Raw genomic sequence first — 23049 nt, forward strand, 5'->3', positions numbered from 1 at the left:
ACTATAATTCCTTCAGCATGGCATTGACATCCTCTTTCCGTCCGAGGATCATGAGATGCTCTTTTCCGGTAAAGCAATATTCCGGCTTTGGCAGAAAATCTGTCTCTTCTTCTGTTTTAATGCCGAGCACATTGATCTGATAGGTTGCTCTGATATCAATATCTCGGATCGTGCGTCCGATCCAGTCCGGATGTACCGGTATTTCATAAATCGAATAGTCATCGGAAAGCTGGATATAGTCAAAAACGTGATTAGCAGAAAGTCTGACTGCCAGACGCTGTGCAATATCCCTGTTTGGATAAATAACTTCATCCGCACCGTTACGCAGCAGGAATTTTGCGTGGATATCCCGATTCGCCTTACTGATCACATATTTGGCACCCATTTCCTTTAACAGACTTGTGATCTCCAGACTGTTCTGGAAGTTACTGCCTATGCAGACGATACACATATCAAAAGAACCTACATCCAGGCTATTTAAAAACTTCTCGCTTGTACAGTCACCGATCCGGACGTTCATTACCTTTGAGACAAGCTCTTCCAGCACTTCTTCCCTTACATCTACCACCATCAGCTCATTGCCAAGCTTTGACATACTGTCGCAGAGATAGCGCCCGAATTTTCCCATTCCTATCATTAACACTCTTTTCATCTGTTGTTTCCTCACTTTTATCTATACCATATATCTATCAGCAAATGTGATCATTTTCAGTTACCCTGTGCTTACTGTCCGTTTTTCGGGCATCTGCGCTGTAGTATCTGTGTCAGGATCTCATTTGCCACTTCATCCTTACTCATCAGCGGGAGTTCTTTGATCTCTTCTTTTGTGATCAGTGTCACAACATTGGTATCTGTTGCAAAGCCTGCGCCTTTTACTTTCAGGTTGTTTGCCACGATCATATCCAGATTTTTCTTTTCCAGCTTCTTTTCGGAGTTTTCCAGCATATGCTCTGTTTCCATGGAAAAGCCGCATAAAAACTGTCCGTCCGGCTTATGTGCACCGAGATATGCCAGAATGTCCTGCGTTCTTTTGCAGGTGATCGCCATCGTATCATCGCTTTTCTTGATCTTATTGTCAGCTGTCTCAACCGGTGTGTAATCCGCAACCGCCGCTGCCTTTATAATGATATCTGCAGTCTTTGCTTCTTCCTTGCAGGCTTCAAACATGTCTGCTGCACTGCTCACGCGTCTGATATTCACGTAAAGCGGTTCCTCGGCACTTGTATGTGCTGCCACCACGGTAACTTCCGCGCCTCTCTGCATAGCGGTTTTTGCCAGTGCAAAGCCCATCTTGCCTGTGGAATGATTGGAAATAAAACGGACAGGATCGATTGCTTCCTGCGTTGCGCCTGCTGTCACAAGCACCTTTAAGCCCTGCATATCCTTTTCGTAGCGGATCTCCTTTAAGATCGCTGCCACCAGCACTTCCTCTGACGGCAGTTTGCCGCTTCCGACATCACCGCAAGCCAGTCTGCCGCTGTCGGGCATAATGATATCCATTCCGTAATGTCTGCACTTTTCCAGATTGTCCTGCAGGATCGGATTTTCAAACATCCGTGTATTCATTGCCGGTGCGATCAGCTTTTTACAAGGGCAAGCCATGACCGTTGTCGTCAGCATATCATCTGCGATCCCGTTTGCGATCTTGCCGATCACATTTGCGGAAGCCGGTGCGACCAGCACGATGTCCGCCTTCTTGGCAAGCGCCACATGTTCCACGCTGTATTGGAAATTCCGGTCAAAGGTATCGATCAGGCACTTATGCCCTACCAGTGTTTCAAACGTGATCGGATTGATAAACTGTGTCGCATTCTGCGTCATCAGCACATGCACCTCCGCATGCATTTTCACGAGCATGCTTGCTACATTTGCCATTTTATAAGCTGCAATGGAGCCTGTGACTCCCAGCAGCACTGTTTTTCCTTTTAACATAATCTAATATCCTTTCTCCTGCGTGCTTTCCTCATATTCCAGATCTTTTTGCACAAAATCAGGAAGTCCTTTTGCTTTTAAGACGCGGAATGACTGTATATTGCCGTCACCTGTATAGGTGCTGACATAAATATCCTCCATATAATCATTCTGTTCTTTCCACCAGATACCGAAATTTGACAGCTGGCAGTTCTTTATGATTTCTTCCATTTCCGCCCTGTCATCATAATTTTCCGTTTTCACATTCATATAATCATCGTCTACATAATAAGTGATCTCGACACGATTTACCTCATCAAGCAGAGAGCGGTCAGATTCATAGTACCCTTTCTTTTCCAGGTAAGCAAGCGTCTTTTTGCAGAACGGATAAACCGCATAGCTGTCGCTCATCTGATCTGTGTAGTTTTTATCGGATGCAGTAAACGAAATCTGTCCAATCTCCACTTCATCCCGCAGGTTTGTATAAGAATAAGAAACATAATCCTGCTTCAGACATTCTATCAGATCCGTGATCTCATCTTCCCGCAGAGACTTTGTCCCGAATACATCTTCAAAATAGCACTGCTTTCTGTCATATCCCGCCATATAATCTTCGTCATAGATACGGAAAACCGCTCTTTTATAATCATCATTATCCAGCAGGCGGTTCATCATGTCGCTCTGTGCTGCCATATCAATATAATAAGTGCGGTAATACTCTTTTCCGTTTTTCATACGATATAAAACAGTTGTGGCATCATACTGGTTATTGTAATCCAGCAGTTCATTGTCTCCCGTCTGATGGAAATAGTCAGCCGCAGCAAACTGCAGTGCAACCTCTGTATCCTTCAGATACATCCGTCTGACCATTACCTTGATAAAATCCCCATAATAGGAAGAGCTGTCATTCTGCTGTGCGGACAACGCAATTGCCACGGTATCAATATCCGACTCCTTCGGTACACGGTCATCAAAACGCGTCAGGTCAAAGGCAAAGACAGAAAATATCAGTCCGGAGATCGCAATCCCCAGTCCCAGCTGCCACAGGTGATGAAATACAGCAGACAATCTCTGTTCCAGTATAATACTGACAATACAATGGGCAAGCAAAACACCCATAAAAATACCGATCCCTACAATATAGATTGATTTTCCGGAAAGATCCGATAAGATCCAGCCGAGTGTCAGTCCTGCCAGTACCATTGCCGTTATTTTAACAAGTGGTTTTAAAAAGCCAAATGCCATAGAATGTCCTGCTGCTTCCGCCGGTCTGTTGCGATACGCCAGATAAGCAAGCACTAACGCTATTACCGATAACAATAACATACCGCTTACACTGCCTCCCATCTGTCGAAGCAGGGAAGCAGCTGTTTTCTCTCCATCTACGGCAAATTTTCGAAGTCCCTGTAAAAAGATGGTCGCCACGCTGAAAACAGGACTCATGATCTCGTCACGCGAATACGTCGAAAAAGTATGATAATATGCCAGACAATATCTGTACACCAGATTCCGGATCGCCCATTCGATCCCCAGAAATGCCAGAATACCGCAGACACCCGCAATATAATTACCGGTCAGGGCAACGGCCAGTATTGCCATATGATAAACTGCCAGGAAAAACAGCATGGCAAATATGGTTATCCCTGCAAAATAGCCGATCATTTTTCCCGTCACAAGATGATAATACCCACCGATCAGCACCGATAGCAGGACACTGCACAGGTAAGGCAGTGCAAAATTCTTAAATCCGTTCAGATAGATACTGAAAAAGCGCACACGGGAGCTGACAGGTTCGCTGTGGAATCTGTCTACCTTCCTGCGGTCATACAAATAAGAATATCCTTCCATGGCAGCAATCACAGCCGACAACACAATCAGCAGAAGTGTTGTGAAGGAACTGTACATGACAGAATAGGATGACAGGCTGGAGACATTTCCGAATCCGATATTTGACATAAGCAGATTTCTCGCGCTGTCTCTGAAAATATCCACCGCATTCGTTCCATAATCTCTTTGCAGGCTGCTGCACATAGCCAGAAAGCGGATTGGCATCCATATAAAGAAAGCAAAACTGTTGCCGATCCAGAGCCACCTTCTGCGTCTGGCATTTTCTTTTGTTCTAGCCCATAACGAGTTTCCGGATGTCATATCCTGCCACCTCCGTTTCACTGATAAAGATTTCCTCTAAAGATAACGGCAGTACTTCAAAAAAGACCGTACTGACCTGTGAAAAATGCGCTATGATCTCCGCTTTTTTGCCGCGTATCGTCAGTGTATACAAAGAACCTCTCTTTTCCTTCTGCACAATATCAAGATTCTGCATACCGATCAGAGCATCTGTTTCTGTCTGAAACACACACTGTACCTTCTGGATATTGCATTTCATATCCTGCAGATCTTTGGAAAGGAGCACACCTCCTCTATGCAAAAGACCGACATGATCGCAGATATCTTCCAGCTCACGCAGATTATGGGAGGCGATCACGCAGGTCAGCCCCCTCTCTTCCATCTGGCTTGCGATCATACTTTTTACACTCTGGCGCATGACCGGATCAAGCCCATCAAATGTTTCATCACAGATCAGGTATTTGGTCTGCGTACAGATAGACAATAACATGATCAGCTGCTTTTTCATTCCTTTTGAAAAAGTCGCGATCCTTCTTGTTTTTTCCAGACCAAATTTATCAAGCCACTCATAAAACTGTACCATTTCAAATGCCGGATAAATACTGGCATAATACTGTGCCATTATCGCAGGAGTGGCACTTGAAAAGAAGTACGGCTCATCCGGTATAAAAGTAATACGTTCCTTCCTGCCCACGTTATGGTAAATGGGTTCTTCATCTACCAGTGCTTCTCCCGCATCCGGTTTCATGACACCGGTCATAATACGCAGTGTCGTACTTTTTCCTGCTCCGTTTGTTCCGATCAGTCCGAAAACCTGACCTTCCTTTATCGTCACACTGACATCATCCACAGCCTTACAGCCGTCAAACGACTTCGTGATGTGCTTAATCTCTATCATTTTCTTCCTCCACGCACTGACGCAGCAGTTCTTTGATTTCTTCACTGGTCAGCCCCATCTGCTTTGCTTCCCGGATTATCTTCTGGCAACGCTCGGTAAACTGTTTCCGCTTCATCGTTGGAATTTCTTCATTGTGCGCCACAAAATTCCCTCTCCCCTTGACAACATACACGAGCTTTTCCTGCTCCAATAAACTGTATGCTCTCTGAATTGTATTTGGATTGATCGATAACTCCATGGCAAGCGAACGGACAGAAGGAAGCTGTTCTCCTTCTTTTAACGCCTCTGTCATGATCAACGTACGAATGCGCCTGTATACCTGTTCATAGATTGGGCTGGCATCCTGACTGTCAACTAAAATCATATAGTCTCCTCCAAATGCAAGTGTACTAATTCCACTAATACACTCAGCATAACATCTGCACTCCGGTGCGTCAATATATGAATCCCGGAATGTGCTGCCACATAAAAAACAGCTCCTGCATTCTGCTCTGCCACGCGCTGCCTATGCAGTGGATGACAGTAAACAGAATACAAGAGCTGATGTACGTTCTATAGCATAGATGTATGCTGCATATATCAGGAGCGGTAGTCGCCGTTGATCTTGACGTAATCATACGTCAGGTCACAGCCCCAGGCTGTTGCTTTTGCATCGCCGTCATGCAGATTGACCAGAATCCGGATCGTGTCCGCATGCAGTACTTCCTTGGCAAATTCCTCTGAAAACGGAATACCGGAACCGTTTCTGCAGACCGCAAGCACACCTTTTTCAGATGCCAGATCCACATCGACCTTCTCGATCGGGAAATCCGCTTTTGCATAACCGATCGCGCATAGCACACGTCCCCAGTTAGCATCCTCTCCGAACATCGCACATTTGAACAGCGGAGAACAGATCACACTCTTTGCTACGATGATGGCAGTATCCAGATCTTTTGCTTCAGAAACGGTACATTCCAGCAGCTTGCTCGCACCTTCGCCGTCTGCTGCCAGCATTCTCGTCATATTCATAAGAACCAGATACAGTGCTTCATAAAACTGCTGGTATGCTGCTCCTTCTTCTGTGAGCATGGCATTTCCTGCCTGTCCGTTCGCCAGCACACAGACCATATCATTGGTAGAAGTATCTCCGTCCACGCTCAGACAGTTATAGGTAACTTTCACGATCTCGGAAAGTGCTTTCTGCACAAGCTGCGGAGCAACATTTACATCCGTTGTGACAAAATTCAGTGTTGTCGCCATATTCGGATGGATCATACCGCTTCCCTTTGCCATACCGCCGACATGGCAGGTCTTTCCGTCTACTTCAAAAGAAACAGCAACTTCCTTTTTAACGGTGTCTGTTGTCATGATGGCTGTTGCTGCTTTTTCATTACCATCTGCAGTCAATCCTTTTGCAAGTTCCTCTATATGTGCCTCAATTGGCTCGATCGGCAGGATCTGTCCGATCACACCGGTAGATGCCACAATGACTTCCTCCGGTCTGATTCCAAGCTGCATAGCTGCGAGCTGACACATTTTTTCTGCTTTTTCTTCTCCGTCTGCGTTACAGGTATTGGCATTTTTGGAGTTAGCGATCACTGCCTTTGCCTTTCCACCTGTTTTTGCCAGATGCTCCTTTGTTACCAGGATGGGAGCACCCTTTACTTTGTTCTGCGTATAGACCGCTGCTGCGCTGCACTCCGTTTCGCTCATGATCAGACAGAGATCATTTTTATTCCGGTCACTGTTCAGTCCACAGTTCAGACCGTTTGCCAGAAACCCTTTTGCCGCACATACGCCGCCTTCCGTAAAAGTAAAACCTTCTTTTCCAATCAGTTCCATTTTTGTATCTTTCCTTTTCATTTCTATCATTTTATCTGACAGTTTTCTTTCAATCTCCGTAGGTAAACACCTCTGTACTGCTCAGCTGTGCACTGACATCGGTAAGCTGCGCCACATAGACCTCTTCGCCGCCTTCAAGCTCCTTATCTGATACCATCAGTGTATTCTCATTTAAAAATACCGTATCCTGCTTCTTTCCGTCAATAAAGACAAAGCTGCTTTCCGTAAAGTTTTTGCCCATGACATAGACAGAACCGCCGACAGAAGAAACATCTGTGATCTGGATCGGATCAAAGCCCATCTGCAGATCTGACGGTTCATATGGTGAAACACCGTCATAAACCTCTTTCTCTCCATACAGCATATCATATTGGAGTATTTTCAGATTTGGTTTGTAGTTGTCATAGTTATGGTACATCTGATGAAATTTCGTAAGCAGTCCGTTATTCATGCCAAGCAGCTTCAGCACATGGGCGGAAAGCTGATAGGCATACAGATTCTCATTTTTTCGGGACAGCTCATAATCTTCCTGCATTTTCTTATTGGACCAGATCACATATTCCGTCTGAAACAGGTTTCCGCTTGCCAGTTCATCTTCCGTAATATCCAGATTCGGCAGGTGATCACCGTACAAAACAAGCACAACCGGCTCCTCAAAGGCATTCAGTGTTGCGATCAGCGAACCGAGGAATGCATCCGTCTCATGACACTGGTTCACGTAGTAGGTAAATGCATTCTGCCGTTCTTCATCCTCCGGTGCAAAACCGCTTACTTTGATATGCTGTTCCTCCGTAAGCTCGGTTGGATATTTGCCATGATCCTGTACCGTGATCGTATAGATCAGATCCTGCTCAGGTGTCGTTTTCAATATATGCTGGATCTGTTCCGTCAAAACTTTATCCTTTGCCCATCCGATCGGATTGTAGGACAGATTTTTCATATACTCGGAAGAAACAAAGTAATCAAAACCCAGATTTGCAAATACCTTATTTCTGCTGTAAAAAGAGCCTGTATTGTTGTGGAGCACTCCGGTCCGGTAACCCAGCTCTTTCAGATTGTACGCCATGGATTCACACGTTTCATCCTGCAGAACCGTTTTATAGGGATATTCTCCGGCGCCGAAATAATCCATCGACATTCCGGTCAGTATCTCAAATTCTGTATTGGCTGTTCCGGCTCCGACACTCGGCACTTTTAAAAATCCGCCGGGACAGTTTTTCCGTAAGCTGCTGTAAACCGGTGTCGGTTCTTCCGAATACGTGACGCCCTGCATACGATTCAGATCCATAAAAGATTCCAGCTGTATAAAAATGATATTGGGCTTTTCTTCTACTTCATTGGTCTGCTGTTTTTTCATATCTTCTAAGATATTGTCCACAGTCTCTTCATTATAGGTATCCGGTTTGGAAATACCACGGTCAAACAGGCTTCTGGTAAAGCAATAGACAAATCCGTTATCCGCATACGCATCCGGCAGATTTGCGAACTCCGTCTGCAGCCAGCCCTTTGCATCCCCGATATGGATCATCAGAATGACCGCCAAAATAGAGATCACTGCATTACAGGCTGCAAAAAGCGGATGATATGCCTGCTTTTTCATACGGATCCCCAGATAAATAAGCCCCGCTATGACCACCAGCACTAAAAGTACCAGCAAAATGATCTGCCATACCGTCAGATAAATGCCCATGATCTCAAATACAGAAGTCAGAAGCGCAATATCTGTTGCTGCCAGCGGTGTGATACGGAAACAGAGTAAAATGGAATTGGTCACCGCCAATCCGATAATGATTACCGTAATACACAGCCATACAAAATTCCGCTTTGGCGCAAGCAGTGCCAGTGCATAAAAAGCAGTCAGCACAGCAGCACTGAACAAAGTCAGAAACGGATGGTTCCATACAAAACGGATCCCGTCTGTCAGAGAATGCCTTGCCAGCACTTCAATCACCAGGATCAGCAGAACCGAGATCAGATAATTATTTATCATGTAGCTTCTGATAGCCTTCAGAGTTTCTTTTGTCTTTTGCTTCATGTTGCACCTTCCGGATCATCTTCCCTATTTCTGTATTCATTATAACGATTTTACTCTATTTTGCAAGCTGATGCATGCTACATCATGCATCAAAGATGCATGACATTATAAAAAAAGGATTTCTTCCGTTTTCCCGGAAGAAATCCTTTTTCGCATTCCTATATTTCATTCCCTATTACAGGCTTCTTTCACATCTGCTCTGGTCTTTCCCTTAATTTCCAAAGAACTGATCAAAAAAGTCCTGCATTTTTCCGTAATACTGGCTCTCATCCTGCTGCTGATCTTCTGACTCATCTGCATTCGGATCCGGAACGGTCAGCCCGTCTTTTGGATTACCGCTCTGGCTGTTCTGGCTGTCTGTACTGTTTTTCTGCTGTGCATTCTGTTTTGCAGCTGCTTCACTCTTTGCCAGTGTAACACTTACCGTATGTTCTTCATATTCACCGTTATTGGCACGCATATAAACAACATCTACAGTCTCGCCTTCTTTGTAGTAGGCAATCGTGCTTTTCAGTTCGGATGCACTTGAAATGGAGAGTCCGTCAAATTTTGTAATGATATCGCCCTGTTTGATACCAGCCTTTGCTGCTGCACCGTTTTCCTCTACTGCTGCCAGATAAGCACCGGATGGAATTCCGTAGTAAGAAGACGCTTCCTCTGATACATCCTGTACAGATACGCCAAGATAACCTGCTTCATCTTCGGAAACAACCTCTCTTGTTTCTCTTGTCATCAGATTGTCCAGAATCGGCTGTGCGGTTGCTACCGGGATCGCATATCCCATACCTTCTACTTCTGCGGATGCATATTTAGCGGAGTTGATACCAATCAGTTCACCTTTCATATTTAATAAGGCGCCGCCACTGTTACCAGGGTTGATCGCTGCATCTGTCTGGATCAGCTTAGATGTCACATTATCGATCGTTACTTCTCTGTCCAAAGCGGAAACAATACCTGTTGTAACACTCTGTCCGTAACCAAGTGCGTTACCGATGGCTACTACCTGATCTCCTACCTGAACGGAAGAAGAATCACCGATCGTTGCGATCTTGATATTGGAAAGGATATCATCACTGATATCGGATAATGCTACGGATACGATCGCAAGGTCATTGGAAGAATCTGTTCCTTTTACCTTTGCCGCTACAACGGAATCCTCTGAATCATCAAAGCAGACGGAAACTTCTTCCGCACCGCTGACTACGTGGTTGTTGGTTGCAATAAGCAGCTCTGTATCATTCTTTCCTACAATAATACCGGAACCTGCGCCTTCACTTTCTCTCTGCTGTGTACCGAACATGCTTCTGACTTCTTCAATGCCCTTTGTGGTGATCGCTACGATGGAAGGCATACAGTTTTTGGCAATGTCGGATACGGAATAACCTGTACCTGCCTGTGAAACAGTCTGTGCTGTGCCTGTCGTTGTATTCGGGATATCTGTCTGGCTCTTATCTGCAGCAGCTTCTGTCGTTTCTTCTGTATCTGCTGTTGCACTTGCTACCGTTTCCTGCTGCGCCGGTTTTAAAAATGTTCTGTTACCGACTGCTACCACACCACAGAAGATCAGTGCTGCACAAAGCCCGAATACCAGACCGTTTAATGCACTTCTGCCGGTTCCTTTTCCCGGTTTCTTTTCTTTTTTATGTTTTTTCTTACCATTGTCATCCGGCATTGGGATTTCCGGATTTCTTTCTACATATGTTAAATCCTGATTCAAATCATTGTCATACATAATTCTTACCTCTCTTCCTCAAAGTTGTCTTTTTACAACTATCTGTGTTTTCCCTTTCTTTTGCATACAGGATATGGGAAATTTGTTATAGAAATTTGTCAACTTTGTGAAAAAAGTATGTACTTTTCTTCAATCTCAGAAAACGGTTTTTGCTCGAAAACAGGCGTAGAATAAAGCTTTGGCGGCTTTTTCTGTAATTGTTCTCCCATGTAATGATCAAATTCATAATATAAAAGTGTGTCGTCCACAGAGGAAATTGCGGTCTGTTCCGCTTCTGTCGGAACACGCCCCAGAAACTTTTCATAGATCGTATCCTGCAGCCGCTTTTCAATTTCCAGATAGCCGGGCAGAAACTGCTTCACCGGTCTTGTAATATCTGCCAGATATGCTTCACTCGCATCGTGCAAAAGACATGCCTGACAAAGGAACGGGCTGTATTTTCTGGCAACCGCTTCCTCATAACAATGGATACAATGCTGTCCCACAGAATAAAATTCCGGGAAATGCCCGTTTGCCCGCGTCATCAACGATAAGGCATGTGCGATATCGCGGATCACGATCTGTTCCGGATCCGGCGAAACCGGTGTAAAATGGATCTTACTGCTTGTTGTGATATAACTGCTCATTTTTCTTCTCCCCAGTTTGTTCTATAATAATGATCTCTGTACTGCCTCGGTGTCATATTCGTTTCTTCGCGGAACACATGCGTAAAATGGCTCTGTGAGGAAAACGCAAGTCCTGCTGCAATATCCGAATAAGAATACGAAGAGTATTTTAACATATTTTTTGCTGTGTCGATCTTACTCTTTCTGATATATTCGCTGATTGTCTGCCCCATTTCCTTTTTAAACAGGCGTGACAGGTAATTGACATGCAGCCCACAGTGATCTGCCAGCGTCTGTGCGGTAACACGTTCTCCGATATGCTGATATATATAATCAATGCACTGCACCACGTTTTTAGAATAGACTTTCTCTTTTTTCAGCTTCTGCATTCTTTTGGCATAATCCATACAAAGCTGCTTCAGCAGGCTGTTCAGTTCCGGGATCGAATGCGTTTCATCCACTGTCTGAATATACATATCGGAAAGGCCGTACGCAGTTTCCGGATCCATCCCGCCCTCAATGCAAAAGCGGGTGATCATGGCGATCGATATGATAATATGATAGGAAATATTACGTACGGGATTTTGGGATAATACACCCATACCGCCTTCCGATCCCATTCCTTCCGTCTCGTTTGCCCATTTCCGTATTTTCTCTACATCTCCCTGCTTAACCCATTCATAAAAGGATAATTCTCTCTCATAAGGAGCATGAACAACTTCCCGTTCCATGAATTTTTCATAATTCAGCTTTTTCATAACAGCCTTTCCTTTGCTTTCTATCGCATTATGTCATAATTTTATCATATTTATCACAGATTTGATATCATTTATTTTATTTTCTGCTAAAGTGGCTATATCAAATGAAGTCACACAAGTTACATATCATAAACTTTACAAATAACAGGAGGTATTATCTATGAACAAACAGGAACTGACACAGCTTTTAAATACGCTGACACTTGATGATAAGATCGCCATGATCCATGGTGCAACTCTGTTTCAGACAGGTGCGGTTGCAGAAAAAAACATTCCCGCCTTCACTTTCGATGACGGACCTATGGGGCCAAGAAAAGAATATCGGAAAGATATGTGGATCCCGGTTGGCGGAAACGATGATGCTACTTCCTATCTGCCGAGTAACAGTGCACTTGCTGCTACCTTTAACAGAGAGCGTGCGCTGGAAAGCGGTACTATTTTAGGACGTGAAGCCAGAGGGCGCGGCAAAGACATGATCCTTGCGCCGGGCATCAACATCCATCGTTCTCCGCTTGGCGGTCGTAACTTTGAATATATGAGCGAAGATCCTTATCTGACAGCAGAAATTGCAGTTCCTTTTGTAGAAGGTGTACAGCAAAATGATGTTTCTGCCTGTGTCAAGCATTATGCCCTCAACAACCAGGAAACAGATCGTACAGGCTACAACGCCGATGTCAGCGAACGTGCCCTGTGGGAGATCTATCTGCCTGCTTTCCGTGCCACAGTCAAAAAAGCACATACAATGGGTATGATGGGCTCTTATAACCGCTTCCATGAAGAATATCTCTGTCACAGTCAGGAAATGATCGACGGTATCCTGCGTCAGGAATGGGGCTTCGACGGCATTTATGTTTCTGACTGGAATGCGATCAAGGATACTGTAAAAGCCGGTAACTGTGAGATTGATGTGGATATGAGCGTCACCGATGATTTTGACAATTATAAAATGGCACAGCCGCTCAAGGAAGCTGTTTTGAACGGACAGGTCAAGGAAGCAGAGCTTGACAAAAAGGTAATGCACATCCTGCACGTCATGAATGAGCTTCATATGCTGGACGGCAAGCGGCAGAAAGGAAGCTACAACGACCCAACACACCCGGGTAAGCTGCTGCAGACCGCAGAAGAATCCATGATCCTTCTGAAAAACGAAAAGAAGCTGCTGCCCCTCAATCCTGATAAGCTGAAAAAGGTACTTGTGATCGGCGATAATGCAGACAGAACCCATGCAGCCGGCGGTGGCAGTGCGGAGATCAAAGCACTGTATGAGATCACACCGCTGATGGGCATTAAGATGTTCCTCGGCGGTAACTGTGAAGTCGTTTATGAGCCGGGCTATTATGCCTGCGTTACCGGAAATGCATGGAATGATATCACAGCCCAGAACTGTGTACTTCCGGTCAATGATTCTATATTCGGTCCACGCCAGGACAGACTTGTGAAAAAAGAAGAAATTGCTGCTTTAAATAAAACCTATGAAGAACGTGCGATCGCAGCCTGCAAGGACGCAGATGCAGTCATCTATGTCGGCGGTCTGAACCATGATTTTGATGTAGAGGACAGAGACAGATCCGATTATCATCTGCCATACGGACAGGATGCCCTGATCAAAAAGCTTTTGGCGGTCCGACCGGATATGATCGTTACAATGATCGCCGGCTCTCCGTTCTCCATGACAGAATGGATCGACCAGACAGATACGCTGCTGCTTTCCTACTATGCAGGCATGGAAACAGGACGTGCCTTTGCCAACCTGTTATTCGGCGAAGTATCTCCAAGTGGTAAGCTGCCTACAACGTATCCTAAGGAATTATCCGATTCTCCTGCACACAGCATCGGACAGTTCGGTACTTCCACAAATGTTTCCTATGCGGAAGATGTTTATGTTGGCTACCGCTACTTTGATACCTACCAGGTAAAACCACAGTTTGCGTTCGGACACGGTCTGTCCTATGCAGCATTTACCTACAGTGATCTGCAGGTAACAGCGCATCCGCAGGATACAACAGACAGTCTGCAGTCTCTTGATACGCTGCCTGTACTTTACACTGTTAAGTTAGCAGTAAGCAACGATTCTGATATTACAGCAAAAGAATCCGTACAGCTTTACATTGCGGCAAAAGACAGCAAGGTAAAACGCCCGTTCAAAGAGCTGCGCGGTTTTGATAAAAAAGAAATCGCAGCCCATGCAAAGGCTGATTACACCTTTGCACTGACTGCGGAAGCATTTTCTTATTATGAGGAAGAAAAGCATTGTTACATTGCACCTGCAGGCACTTATGAAATCCTGCTTGGCAGTGCAAGTGATGATATCCGTCTTTCCCAGACGGTAACTCTTTCTGCAGATATCATGATCAGCAGGAGCTAATCCCCCTTTACCGGGCAGCAAGTACTGCCTGTTTCATAGAGGCTACGTAGTCATACAGAGGCTGCGCAGCCTCTTCTTTGTATTCTGCCACGATCTTGACGATCGCGCTGCCCACGATCGCACCATCTGCAAGTGCAGCCATCTTCTCTGCCTGCTCCGGCGTGCTGATTCCGAAACCGATCGCACACGGTACATCCGTCACAGAACGGATCTTTTCTATGATCTTTGCCAGATCCGTATGGATCTCACTGCGGACACCTGTTACGCCCATGGAAGATACCACATAAATAAAGCCGGTTGCTTCTTTTGCAATTCTTGCAATACGTTCCTCGGAAGTCGGCGAGATCATGGAGATCACATCGACACCGTATTTCTTAGCGACTTCTTCCACTTCCTCTTTCTCCTCAAACGGAACATCCGGGGAAATAAAGCCGTTTACGGAAAGCTCCTGACATTTGGCAAAAAATGCCTCGTAGCCATAATGGAATACCGGATTGATATAGGTCATGAAAATAAGCGGGATATCGGTCTGGGTGCGGATCTGCTTTACCGCATCAAACAGCCCTTCCATCGTAAAGCCATTTGCAAGTGCGCGGATATTTGCATCCTGGATCACTACGCCCTCTGCGGTCGGGTCCGAAAACGGGATACCGATCTCAATGATATCCGCACCAGCTTTTGCCATCTGTACTACATATTCCACTGTTTTGGAAAGACATGGATCTCCTGCCGTAATAAACGGGATAAATGCCTTTGTATCCTTAAATGCGTCTGTAATCTTACTCATGTAAATCTACCCCCTTGTATCTGGCAATCGCTGCCACGTCTTTATCACCACGCCCTGACAGGCAGACGATAATACTGTCATCCTTTGACATACTGCCTGCGATCTTTTTCACGTGGGCAACTGCATGGGCACTTTCAATGGCACAGATGATACCTTCCGTACGTGCCAGATATTCAAATGCTTCCACTGCCTCATCATCTGTCACCGGTACATAGGTGGCACGTCCGCTGTCATGCAGATATGCATGCTCCGGTCCGATGCCCGGGTAGTCCAGTCCTGCAGAGATCGAATAAACCGGTGCGATCTGTCCCTGCTCGTCCTGGCAGAAATACGATTTCATACCATGGAAGATACCAACACTACCTCTTGCGATCGTTGCTGCATGCTTATCGGTATCTACGCCTTTTCCCGCTGCTTCACAGCCGATGAGCTGCACGCCTTCATCCGGGATAAAATTATAAAACATACCGATCGCATTGCTGCCACCACCGACGCAGGCAACTACAGCCTTTGGCAGTTTGCCTTCTTTTTCAAGGATCTGTGCTCTTGCTTCCTGACTGATCACACTCTGAAAATCTCTGACGATCATCGGGAACGGATGCGGACCCATAACGGAACCGAGCACATAATGCGTATCCGAAACTCTGGTAGACCATTCACGCATTGCCTCATTTACTGCATCCTTCAAAGTCATCGTACCGCTTGTGACCGCATGTACCTTTGCGCCTAACAGTTCCATTCTGTATACATTCAGAGCCTGTCTGTCCGTATCTTCTTTTCCCATGAAGATCTCACATTCCATACCGAATAAAGCTGCTGCCGTTGCAGTCGCAACACCATGCTGTCCTGCACCGGTTTCCGCGATCAGTCTGGTCTTTCCCATCTTCTTTGCCAACAGTGCCTGACCAAGTACGTTGTTGATCTTATGTGCCCCTGTGTGGTTCAGATCTTCTCTCTTTAAATAGATCTTTGCTCCGCCCAGATCCTTTGTCATCTTCTCTGCATAATACAAAAGCGACGGTCTGCCTGCATACTCTACCAAAAGTCTGTGCAGTTCTTCATTAAATGCCGGATCCTTTTTATAATATTCATACTGTTCTTCCAGATGGATCAGTTCATTCATCAATGTTTCCGAAATGTACTGCCCTCCGTATATGCCATATCTTCCTTTTTTCATTCTGTACCTCTTTTCCTGATCGTTTCCATCAGTTTCCTTATTTTTTCCGGGTCTTTCACCCCGTCTGTCTCCACGCTGCTGCTCAGATCAAGTGCATACGGTCTGAACGCTTCTGCCGCCTGTTCCATATTTTCAGGGCTGATCCCACCAGCCAGAAAAAACGGCTTTTTGCGGATCTTCTCCTGCAGTTCTTCCTGCGCAAGCTGCTGCAAAATGGCGTCCCACGGAAACGGCTTTCCGCTGCCCATTCCGTTATCTAACAGAATATAATCTGCATCGGTCTGATATGCTTCCTGCAGATTCGTTTCTTCCGTTACCTTTACCGCGCGGATCACCGGCTTTCCTGTCTGTTCCCGGATCTTCCTGAGCTGTTCTTCGCTCTCCTGCCCATGCAGCTGTGCGATATCAATGATATTTTGTTGCAGCAGTGCAATGATCTCATCGGGATCTGCATTGACAAAAACACCGACTGCCCGGATACGCGGATCCAGCTTTTCTTTCAGCTTCTGCGCCTGCTCTCCGGTTACACACCGTTTACTTTTTGGATAAAAGACAAACCCTATGTAATCCGGCAGGTAAGCATTGACACAACAGATATCTTCCTCCCTGCGCAGCCCGCAGATCTTTACTTTACAGTCTATCATATGCCTTTTAAATCCTCCAGCATTTTCTTTTTGTCAGGACTTCGCATAAAGGTTTCTCCGATCAGCACCGCATCTGTTTCATTGTCGCGCAGCCTTTTGATATCCTCCGGTGTTTTCATGCCACTCTCCGATACAAACACGATTTCCTTCGGGATCAGCTTACGCAATCTTATGGAATTTTGGATATCTACCGTAAAATCTTTCAGGTTGCGGTTATTGACACCGATGATCCTGGCACCTGCCGAAAGAGCCCGCTGCACTTCCGCTTCATCATGTGCCTCCACCAGTGCAGAAAGCCCCAGTGAATCTGCAAGCTGCAGGTAACTTTTTAACTGCTCATCCGTCAGGATGGCACAGATCAAAAGGATCGCACTTGCACCGATGACCTTTGCCTCATAGATCATGTAGGGATCGATCGTAAAATCCTTTCGCAGCAGCGGAATGGAAACATGCTCACTGATCTGCTGCAGATAACTGTCTGATCCCTGAAAGAAATAGGGCTCTGTCAGGACAGAGATCGCATTTGCTCCCGCCTTTTCATATTCCTCTGCGATCGCGACATAGGGAAAATCCGGTGCGATCAGTCCTTTGGATGGGGATGCTTTCTTGACCTCACAGATAAAGGAAAGTCCCTGCGCTTTCAATGCTTTTTCAAATGGAAAACCTGTGTCTGCTGACATGGCAAGTGCCTGCTTCTGCAGTTCTTCCGGCAGCAGTTTCTTTTTATTTTCTTCCAACCGCACTTTTGTTTTTGCTACAATTTCATCTAAGATCATATTTTTTCCTTTCGCTCATGTTGTTACCTCACCATATAAAGCTGTAAAAACCTGCCCATAATCGGTCTGTTTATTACGGATTTACATGTCCCTGAATCTTTACATATTTGAATATTTCACAAATTCTTCCAGCTTCTTTTCAGCCTTGCCGCTGTCGATCAGTTCTTCCGCAAGATGGACACCGGCTTCGATCGAGTCAGCCTTTCCTGCTACATAAAGTCCTGCGCCCGCATTTAATACAACCGCTGTTCTTCTGGCTCCCTGTTCGCCTGCTAAAACTGCCTTCGTGATCGCAGCATTCTCATCCGGTGTACCGCCTGTCAGTTCTTCCTTTTTGCATCTGGTCAGACCAAACTGCTCCGGACTGATCGTATAGCTTTTAAATGTACCATCCTTTACTTCACATACAGATGTCTCTGCACTTGCTGAAATCTCATCCAGTCTGTCCTGTCCATATACAACGAGTGCTCTTTTCACCCCAAGGTTGGATAATACTTTTGCAAGCGGCTCTACAAGGCTTTCATCATAAACACCCATTACCTGCAGATTTGCACTGGCAGGATTTGCAAGAGGTCCTAAAATATTGAAGATCGTGCGGATACCAAGCTCTTTACGGATCGATCCCACATATTTCATTGCTGTATGGTAACTCTGTGCAAACAGGAAGCAGATACCGATGTTCTGCAGCAGCTCTGCACTCTTCTGGGGTGAAATCGTGATATTGACACCAAGGCTTTCCAGCACATCCGCTGCACCTGATTTACTGCTGGCTGCACGGTTTCCATGTTTGGCAACCGGAACACCTGCGGAAGCGATAACAAGGGAAGACGTTGTGGAAATATTAAAGGAATCTGATTTGTCTCCGCCTGTTCCGACGATCTCCAGCACATCCCCTTCATGAGAAAGCTGCACTGCATGGTTTCTCATTTCTTCTGCAGAACCCGTGATCTCGTCGATCGTCTCTCCCTTCATGGTAAGTGCTGTCAGATAAGCACTTTTCTGTACATCCGAAGCCTCTCCGCTCATGATCTCATTCATAACGGCTTTTGCTTCCTCGTAGCTCAAATCCTCTTTGTTTGTCAGTTTGATAATTGCTTCTTTGATCATTTTGTTTCTTCCTTTCTATGTATATTTGCATTTTTTATAGTATTTCTATTTGTTTCCTATGAATTGTTCTGATATCGTTATTGCAGTTTTTCTTTCCTATTCCCTGTTTTAAATAAAGCAGGCGAATTATTTAGAAGCTTTCTTACTATACTGCAGAAGATTCTGTATCATCTTGCCGCCCTGTGGTGTCATAATGGATTCCGGGTGAAACTGGAGTCCGAAAAGCGGATACTTGACATGCTCCACTGCCATGATCTCTCCGTCTTCTGCTTTTGCCGCTATGGAGAGCTCCTTTGGAAGTGTTTCTTCCCTGACAGCCAGAGAATGATATCTGGCAACTGTTACCGGTTCTTTTAAGCCCTTCAATATCCGGCTTTCCGGTGAGATCTGTATCTCACTTGTCTTGCCGTGCATCATCTGTTTCGCATAGGTAACTGTCGCTCCAAAGGCTTCGCAGATCGCCTGATGCCCCAGACACACTCCAAGGATCGGATATTTGGTATATAGCTGCTTGACCACTTCCTCACAGATGCCTGCATCCGATGGTTTTCCCGGCCCCGGCGAAAGAATGATCGCATCCGGCTGTAACACGTCCAGCTCGTCAACCGTGATCTTATCATTTCTGTAAACATGGATATCAGCATCATATTTTCCGATCAACTGATACAGGTTGTAAGAAAAGCTGTCATAATTATCAATCAGTACGATCATCTTAAATTCCTCCATCCGCTTCTTTTAAGGCATTCATGACTGCCTTTGCCTTGTTGATACATTCCTCATATTCCTTTTCCGGGACACTGTCTGCCACAATGCCAGCACCGGATCTGACATATACTTTACCGTTCTTTGCAAATGCCAGTCTTATGGCAATACAGGTGTCCAGATTTCCGGTAAAATCCAGATAACCGATCGCACCACCGTAAATGCCACGTTTGTTGTCTTCCAGCTCATTGATGATCTCACACGCCCGCAGCTTTGGTGCCCCTGAAAGTGTTCCCGCCGGCAGAATGGCATCCACTGCATCTACCGCATCTTTATCTGCTCTGATCGTTCCTGTTACGGTCGATCCGATATGCATGACATGGGAGAATCTTTCGATCTCCATATATTTCACAACCTCGACCGATGCGATCTTGCTGATCTTTCCGATGTCATTTCTGCCCAGATCCACCAGCATATTATGTTCTGCTCTTTCTTTTTCATCGGCTAACAGTTCCTGTTCCAGTTTCTGGTCTTCCGCTTCTGTTTCTCCTCTTTTTCTTGTGCCTGCCAGCGGGAAGGTATAGAGCTTATCGTTTTCCAGCTTCACAAGTGTTTCGGGCGAAGCACCTGCGATCTCCACATCTTCACTGGAAAAGTAGAACATATACGGGGAAGGATTGCTTGTTCTGAGTACGCGGTAGGTATCCAGAAGACTTCCGTCCATATCTGCCTCCATACGGTTGGAAAGCACTACCTGGAAGATATCCCCTTCCTTTATGTAATCTTTTCCTTTCTGCACCATTTCGCAATAGGCGTCTTTGGAAAACAGTGGTCTGAATTCGGATTTTAAGTGGAGTGGCTTTTCTTCTGCCGCTTCTCCGTGTAAGATCAGATCTGCCATGTCGGATAACTGTCTTTGCGCCTGATGGTAATTCGTTTCCAGATTGTCCGTCTTGCAGTTTACAATGAGCTGGATCTTCTGTCTGTAATTATCAAAACAGATCACTTTATCAAACAGCATCAGATCCATATCTTTAAAATGCTCATCCTCTTTTGCATCTAATGTAAGCGACGGCTCACTGTACTTGATATAGTCATAGGAGAAGTAACCTACCAGCCCGCCTGTAAAAGGTGGCATCCCCTCCAGCTTCGGACTTTTATACTGCTCTAATATCTGACGCAGATATTTGCCCGGATGTGTAACCGTTTCCGTTATCGTCATACCGGAACGGATGCTGAGCTTGTGATCATGACAGGTGATCTCCAGTGTCGGCTCATATCCTAAGAAGGTATATCTGCCCCACTGCTTTTTGTCCTCTGCACTTTCCAGCATATAGCAGTGGCTGCTCACATGCTTCAGGATCCGAAGCACTTCGATCGGCGTCTTTCTGTCTGCATACAGCTCACAGCAGATCGGAACAACGCCGTACCGGCTTAGATCCGGCATTTCTTTCAGTTGTTGTAGGGTTGGGTAATAATACATGGGGATTCTCCTTTCGTTTTTCTTCTTATTTCAAGGTCGCAGACTCGAAAATCCTGCCGCTATCGCGCCAGTCGTGCTTCGCACTTTCTGATTTTCTCGTTGTACGTTCGGAAGAAAACAAATACATGCTTCGCATGTGCTTGTTTTCTTTCCTCACTACAAAAAAGCCCTTGACAGAATCTACTTCTGTCAAGGGCGAATCTACTTTCCGCGGTGCCACCTTGCTTCACGACAATATGCGTGCACTTTCAGGATACTAACATATCCCAGACAACTAACGTATGCCTCACGTCACAGAATACTCAGATATTTCCTTTCCCTGTGCCCTCCGTGGTCCATTTAACAGGCTGCGTTCTGTCCGGCTCTCACCTTTCCGGTCTCTCTGTAAGTGCACGATCTGTTTTTATCTCCACTTCATCGGTTTAAACTATTAACTTGATGATATAATACCACCATCTTTTTCAGATGGCAATAGTTTTTTTATTTTTTTCTTGCCACAATGACTGCATAATACAAGTAGCCGTCTTCGTCCAGATAAACCCCAACCCCGATCTCATTGTAACGCTTGCTGATGATCTTTGCTTTGGTAGATGCGCTGGACATCCATGCATTTACAACCTCTTTGGGATCTGTATAGTATCGTGCTGTCAGCTCAGATGCCTTTTCAAAATTATAACGCATACTGATCGCGGAAGCCCAGCTGTAACCATTCGGTCTTGCATGAGAAAATTTCTCCGCCAGCTCTTTGGCGCGCTTCTGCGCTGCCTGCTGTAAAAGCGAATTTTTATCATAGGAACTGAAGCCATAACGGCGTCTCTGTATATTGATCTGCTTCTGCAGAGTATCTATATAGGCACGCTGCTGTGTTACAACTGTGACCTTGCAGGCATACTTTTTCCCATTAACCTTCGCATAAATGATGGCTGTTCCCTTTTTCTTTGCTGTCACTTTTCCGTTTGAAACAGTTGCGATCTTTACGTTTGATGAAGACCATTTAACTTTAGCCGTCGTGCCCTTCACATACAGCCTGTAAGTATCTCCTCTCACGATCTGCACCTGTGTGCGGTTCAGCTTCACATTGGCTGCAGACACGGAATCATGCAGCAGCACTGTCATCATACATATGGCAAACAGCATGAAAAATATTGTCTTTATTTTATTCCCTTTTCGCTTCACCAAAATCCCTCCTGAATCATTTTTCGTAACTATTCAGCACCTCATTATATTTTATCATACCAATGCCCTCTTGTCTGCAAAATCACTGTATATTTTTTCCCATTTATGCACATTCTTCTAACAGAAGAAAAAACAGGAGGCATACAAAATGGCACAGGGAAAGGTTGAGATCTGCGGTGTCAATACTGCAAGGCTGCCCCTTTTAGGCAGTGCAGAACAGGAACTTTTACTGAAAGAGATAAAGGAAGGCAATGAAAATGCCCGGATCCAGTTTATAGAAGGGAATCTCAGACTTGTACTCAGTGTGATCAGACGCTTTTCTGCCAGCACGGAAAACATGGATGATCTGTTTCAAATTGGTTGTATCGGGCTTATCAAATCGATCGACAATTTTGACCTGTCACTCGGTGTAAAATTTTCTACCTATGCAGTTCCCATGATCATGGGCGAGATCCGGCGTTATCTGCGTGACAGCAACTCGATCCGCGTCAGCCGCTCCTTAAAGGATATTGCCTACAAAGCGATCTCGGCAAGAGAAGCCCTGACGAAACAGACACAGAAAGAACCGACGATTGATGAAATCGCCACTGAAATTGGCATTGCCAAAGAAGATATTGTTTATGCGCTCGATGCCATGCAAAGCCCCATGAGCCTGAACGAGCCGATCTACACGGACGGTGGCGACACCCTCTATGTCATGGATCAGATCAGCGACCGCAAAAATAAGGAAGATACCTGGATAGAAAGTCTTTCGCTTTCAGAAGCAATGCAGCGACTGAATGAAAGAGAACATGAGATCATTTCTCTCCGCTTTTTTGAGGGAAAGACACAGATGGAAGTTGCAAACAGCATCGGCATTTCACAGGCACAGGTCTCCCGCCTCGAAAAAAATGCGCTCCGTATTATGAAAAACTATCTTGCGGGATGATACTATGCTGTCAT

General features: G+C 45.4%; 20 protein-coding genes. 2 read left to right on the forward strand and 18 right to left on the reverse strand.

The features are described from left to right. Window position 1 precedes the first annotated feature (1 nt). The 10 genes from KQI22_RS05470 to KQI22_RS05515 form a co-directional block, all read right to left on the reverse strand. Entirely contained in the window at window positions 2-652 is a 651-nt protein-coding gene (locus KQI22_RS05470) for a potassium channel family protein (protein ID WP_216551071.1), read from the reverse strand. A 71-nt stretch (window positions 653-723) separates the two neighbouring features. Next, window positions 724-1932, reverse strand: a complete 1209-nt coding sequence (coaBC, locus tag KQI22_RS05475; protein ID WP_216551072.1) for a bifunctional phosphopantothenoylcysteine decarboxylase/phosphopantothenate--cysteine ligase CoaBC — start codon at window positions 1930-1932, stop codon at window positions 724-726. A gap of 3 nt (window positions 1933-1935) precedes the next feature. Then, the gene (locus KQI22_RS05480; protein WP_216551073.1) at window positions 1936-4059 is read right to left on the reverse strand and encodes a DUF6449 domain-containing protein; all 2124 of its coding nucleotides are present in this window, start codon (window positions 4057-4059) and stop codon (window positions 1936-1938) included. Continuing rightward, window positions 4031-4936 (reverse strand): ABC transporter ATP-binding protein, encoded by a 906-nt coding sequence (locus tag KQI22_RS05485; RefSeq protein ID WP_216551074.1) that lies wholly within the window; start codon window positions 4934-4936, stop codon window positions 4031-4033. The genes KQI22_RS05480 and KQI22_RS05485 overlap by 29 nt, the downstream gene beginning before the upstream one ends. Continuing rightward, window positions 4923-5300 (reverse strand): GntR family transcriptional regulator, encoded by a 378-nt coding sequence (locus tag KQI22_RS05490; RefSeq protein ID WP_216551075.1) that lies wholly within the window; start codon window positions 5298-5300, stop codon window positions 4923-4925. Before KQI22_RS05490 ends, KQI22_RS05485 begins: the two co-directional genes overlap by 14 nt. Window positions 5301-5515: 215 nt before the next feature. After that, window positions 5516-6781, reverse strand: coding sequence for a bifunctional glutamate N-acetyltransferase/amino-acid acetyltransferase ArgJ (gene argJ, locus KQI22_RS05495; RefSeq protein ID WP_330623270.1), 1266 nt, complete (start codon window positions 6779-6781; stop codon window positions 5516-5518). A 28-nt stretch (window positions 6782-6809) separates the two neighbouring features. Beyond that, window positions 6810-8750 (reverse strand): LTA synthase family protein, encoded by a 1941-nt coding sequence (locus KQI22_RS05500; protein ID WP_216551077.1) that lies wholly within the window; start codon window positions 8748-8750, stop codon window positions 6810-6812. A gap of 256 nt (window positions 8751-9006) precedes the next feature. Beyond that, complete coding sequence (locus KQI22_RS05505; protein WP_253293523.1) at window positions 9007-10512, reverse strand: S1C family serine protease; 1506 nt, start codon at window positions 10510-10512, stop codon at window positions 9007-9009. Window positions 10513-10625: 113 nt separating this feature from the next. Next, window positions 10626-11153, reverse strand: a complete 528-nt coding sequence (locus KQI22_RS05510) for a phosphohydrolase (RefSeq protein ID WP_216551080.1) — start codon at window positions 11151-11153, stop codon at window positions 10626-10628. Beyond that, on the reverse strand, window positions 11150-11890 hold the full coding sequence (locus KQI22_RS05515) for a helix-turn-helix domain-containing protein (protein WP_216551082.1): 741 nt from the start codon (window positions 11888-11890) through the stop codon (window positions 11150-11152). Before KQI22_RS05515 ends, KQI22_RS05510 begins: the two co-directional genes overlap by 4 nt. Window positions 11891-12050: 160 nt before the next feature. Between KQI22_RS05515 and KQI22_RS05520 the strand changes: the two genes are divergently transcribed. Continuing rightward, on the forward strand, window positions 12051-14255 hold the full coding sequence (locus KQI22_RS05520) for a beta-glucosidase (RefSeq protein WP_216551084.1): 2205 nt from the start codon (window positions 12051-12053) through the stop codon (window positions 14253-14255). A gap of 7 nt (window positions 14256-14262) precedes the next feature. On the opposite strand, the gene trpA is transcribed toward KQI22_RS05520, so the two are convergent. The 8 genes from trpA to KQI22_RS05560 all read right to left on the reverse strand — a co-directional run bounded on the left by trpA (window position 14263) and on the right by KQI22_RS05560 (window position 22107). After that, on the reverse strand, window positions 14263-15042 hold the full coding sequence (gene trpA / locus KQI22_RS05525; protein WP_216551085.1) for a tryptophan synthase subunit alpha: 780 nt from the start codon (window positions 15040-15042) through the stop codon (window positions 14263-14265). Continuing rightward, complete coding sequence (gene trpB, locus KQI22_RS05530; RefSeq protein ID WP_216551086.1) at window positions 15035-16219, reverse strand: tryptophan synthase subunit beta; 1185 nt, start codon at window positions 16217-16219, stop codon at window positions 15035-15037. Before trpB ends, trpA begins: the two co-directional genes overlap by 8 nt. Further along, complete coding sequence (locus tag KQI22_RS05535; protein WP_216551087.1) at window positions 16216-16863, reverse strand: phosphoribosylanthranilate isomerase; 648 nt, start codon at window positions 16861-16863, stop codon at window positions 16216-16218. Before KQI22_RS05535 ends, trpB begins: the two co-directional genes overlap by 4 nt. Continuing rightward, entirely contained in the window at window positions 16860-17639 is a 780-nt protein-coding gene (gene trpC / locus KQI22_RS05540; RefSeq protein WP_216551088.1) for an indole-3-glycerol phosphate synthase TrpC, read from the reverse strand. The genes KQI22_RS05535 and trpC overlap by 4 nt, the downstream gene beginning before the upstream one ends. Window positions 17640-17738: 99 nt before the next feature. Beyond that, entirely contained in the window at window positions 17739-18746 is a 1008-nt protein-coding gene (gene trpD, locus KQI22_RS05545) for an anthranilate phosphoribosyltransferase (protein ID WP_216551089.1), read from the reverse strand. A 126-nt stretch (window positions 18747-18872) separates the two neighbouring features. Continuing rightward, window positions 18873-19457, reverse strand: coding sequence for an anthranilate synthase component II (locus KQI22_RS05550; protein WP_216551091.1), 585 nt, complete (start codon window positions 19455-19457; stop codon window positions 18873-18875). Between the two features lies 1 nt (window position 19458). Continuing rightward, window positions 19459-20931 carry an anthranilate synthase component I gene (gene trpE, locus KQI22_RS05555; protein ID WP_216551093.1) on the reverse strand — a complete coding sequence of 491 codons (1473 nt, stop codon included), beginning with the start codon at window positions 20929-20931 and terminating at the stop codon, window positions 19459-19461. A gap of 480 nt (window positions 20932-21411) precedes the next feature. Continuing rightward, window positions 21412-22107, reverse strand: coding sequence for a CAP domain-containing protein (locus tag KQI22_RS05560; RefSeq protein WP_216551095.1), 696 nt, complete (start codon window positions 22105-22107; stop codon window positions 21412-21414). A gap of 148 nt (window positions 22108-22255) precedes the next feature. Between KQI22_RS05560 and sigG the strand changes: the two genes are divergently transcribed. Further along, entirely contained in the window at window positions 22256-23035 is a 780-nt protein-coding gene (sigG, locus tag KQI22_RS05565) for an RNA polymerase sporulation sigma factor SigG (RefSeq protein ID WP_216551096.1), read from the forward strand. Window positions 23036-23049: the final 14 nt, after the last annotated feature.

Origin of the sequence: Kineothrix sp. MSJ-39 (assembly GCF_018917935.1) — a bacterium.
Classification (GTDB): Bacteria; Bacillota; Clostridia; order Lachnospirales; family Lachnospiraceae; genus CAG-194.

Coding starts and splice junctions, on each gene's coding strand:
- trpC (WP_216551088.1), bottom strand. CDS start 17,639: ATGATCTTAGATGAAATTGTAGCAAAAACAAAAGTGCGGTTGGAAGAA.
- KQI22_RS05510 (WP_216551080.1), bottom strand. CDS start 11,153: ATGAGCAGTTATATCACAACAAGCAGTAAGATCCATTTTACACCGGTT.
- KQI22_RS05520 (WP_216551084.1), top strand. CDS start 12,051: ATGAACAAACAGGAACTGACACAGCTTTTAAATACGCTGACACTTGAT.
- trpB (WP_216551086.1), bottom strand. CDS start 16,219: ATGAAAAAAGGAAGATATGGCATATACGGAGGGCAGTACATTTCGGAA.
- coaBC (WP_216551072.1), bottom strand. CDS start 1,932: ATGTTAAAAGGAAAAACAGTGCTGCTGGGAGTCACAGGCTCCATTGCA.
- KQI22_RS05480 (WP_216551073.1), bottom strand. CDS start 4,059: ATGACATCCGGAAACTCGTTATGGGCTAGAACAAAAGAAAATGCCAGA.
- trpA (WP_216551085.1), bottom strand. CDS start 15,042: ATGAGTAAGATTACAGACGCATTTAAGGATACAAAGGCATTTATCCCG.
- KQI22_RS05550 (WP_216551091.1), bottom strand. CDS start 19,457: ATGATCGTACTGATTGATAATTATGACAGCTTTTCTTACAACCTGTAT.
- KQI22_RS05490 (WP_216551075.1), bottom strand. CDS start 5,300: ATGATTTTAGTTGACAGTCAGGATGCCAGCCCAATCTATGAACAGGTA.
- KQI22_RS05500 (WP_216551077.1), bottom strand. CDS start 8,750: ATGATAAATAATTATCTGATCTCGGTTCTGCTGATCCTGGTGATTGAA.
- KQI22_RS05485 (WP_216551074.1), bottom strand. CDS start 4,936: ATGATAGAGATTAAGCACATCACGAAGTCGTTTGACGGCTGTAAGGCT.
- KQI22_RS05535 (WP_216551087.1), bottom strand. CDS start 16,863: ATGATAGACTGTAAAGTAAAGATCTGCGGGCTGCGCAGGGAGGAAGAT.
- sigG (WP_216551096.1), top strand. CDS start 22,256: ATGGCACAGGGAAAGGTTGAGATCTGCGGTGTCAATACTGCAAGGCTG.
- argJ (WP_330623270.1), bottom strand. CDS start 6,781: ATGAAAAGGAAAGATACAAAAATGGAACTGATTGGAAAAGAAGGTTTT.
- KQI22_RS05470 (WP_216551071.1), bottom strand. CDS start 652: ATGAAAAGAGTGTTAATGATAGGAATGGGAAAATTCGGGCGCTATCTC.
- trpE (WP_216551093.1), bottom strand. CDS start 20,931: ATGTATTATTACCCAACCCTACAACAACTGAAAGAAATGCCGGATCTA.
- trpD (WP_216551089.1), bottom strand. CDS start 18,746: ATGATCAAAGAAGCAATTATCAAACTGACAAACAAAGAGGATTTGAGC.
- KQI22_RS05515 (WP_216551082.1), bottom strand. CDS start 11,890: ATGAAAAAGCTGAATTATGAAAAATTCATGGAACGGGAAGTTGTTCAT.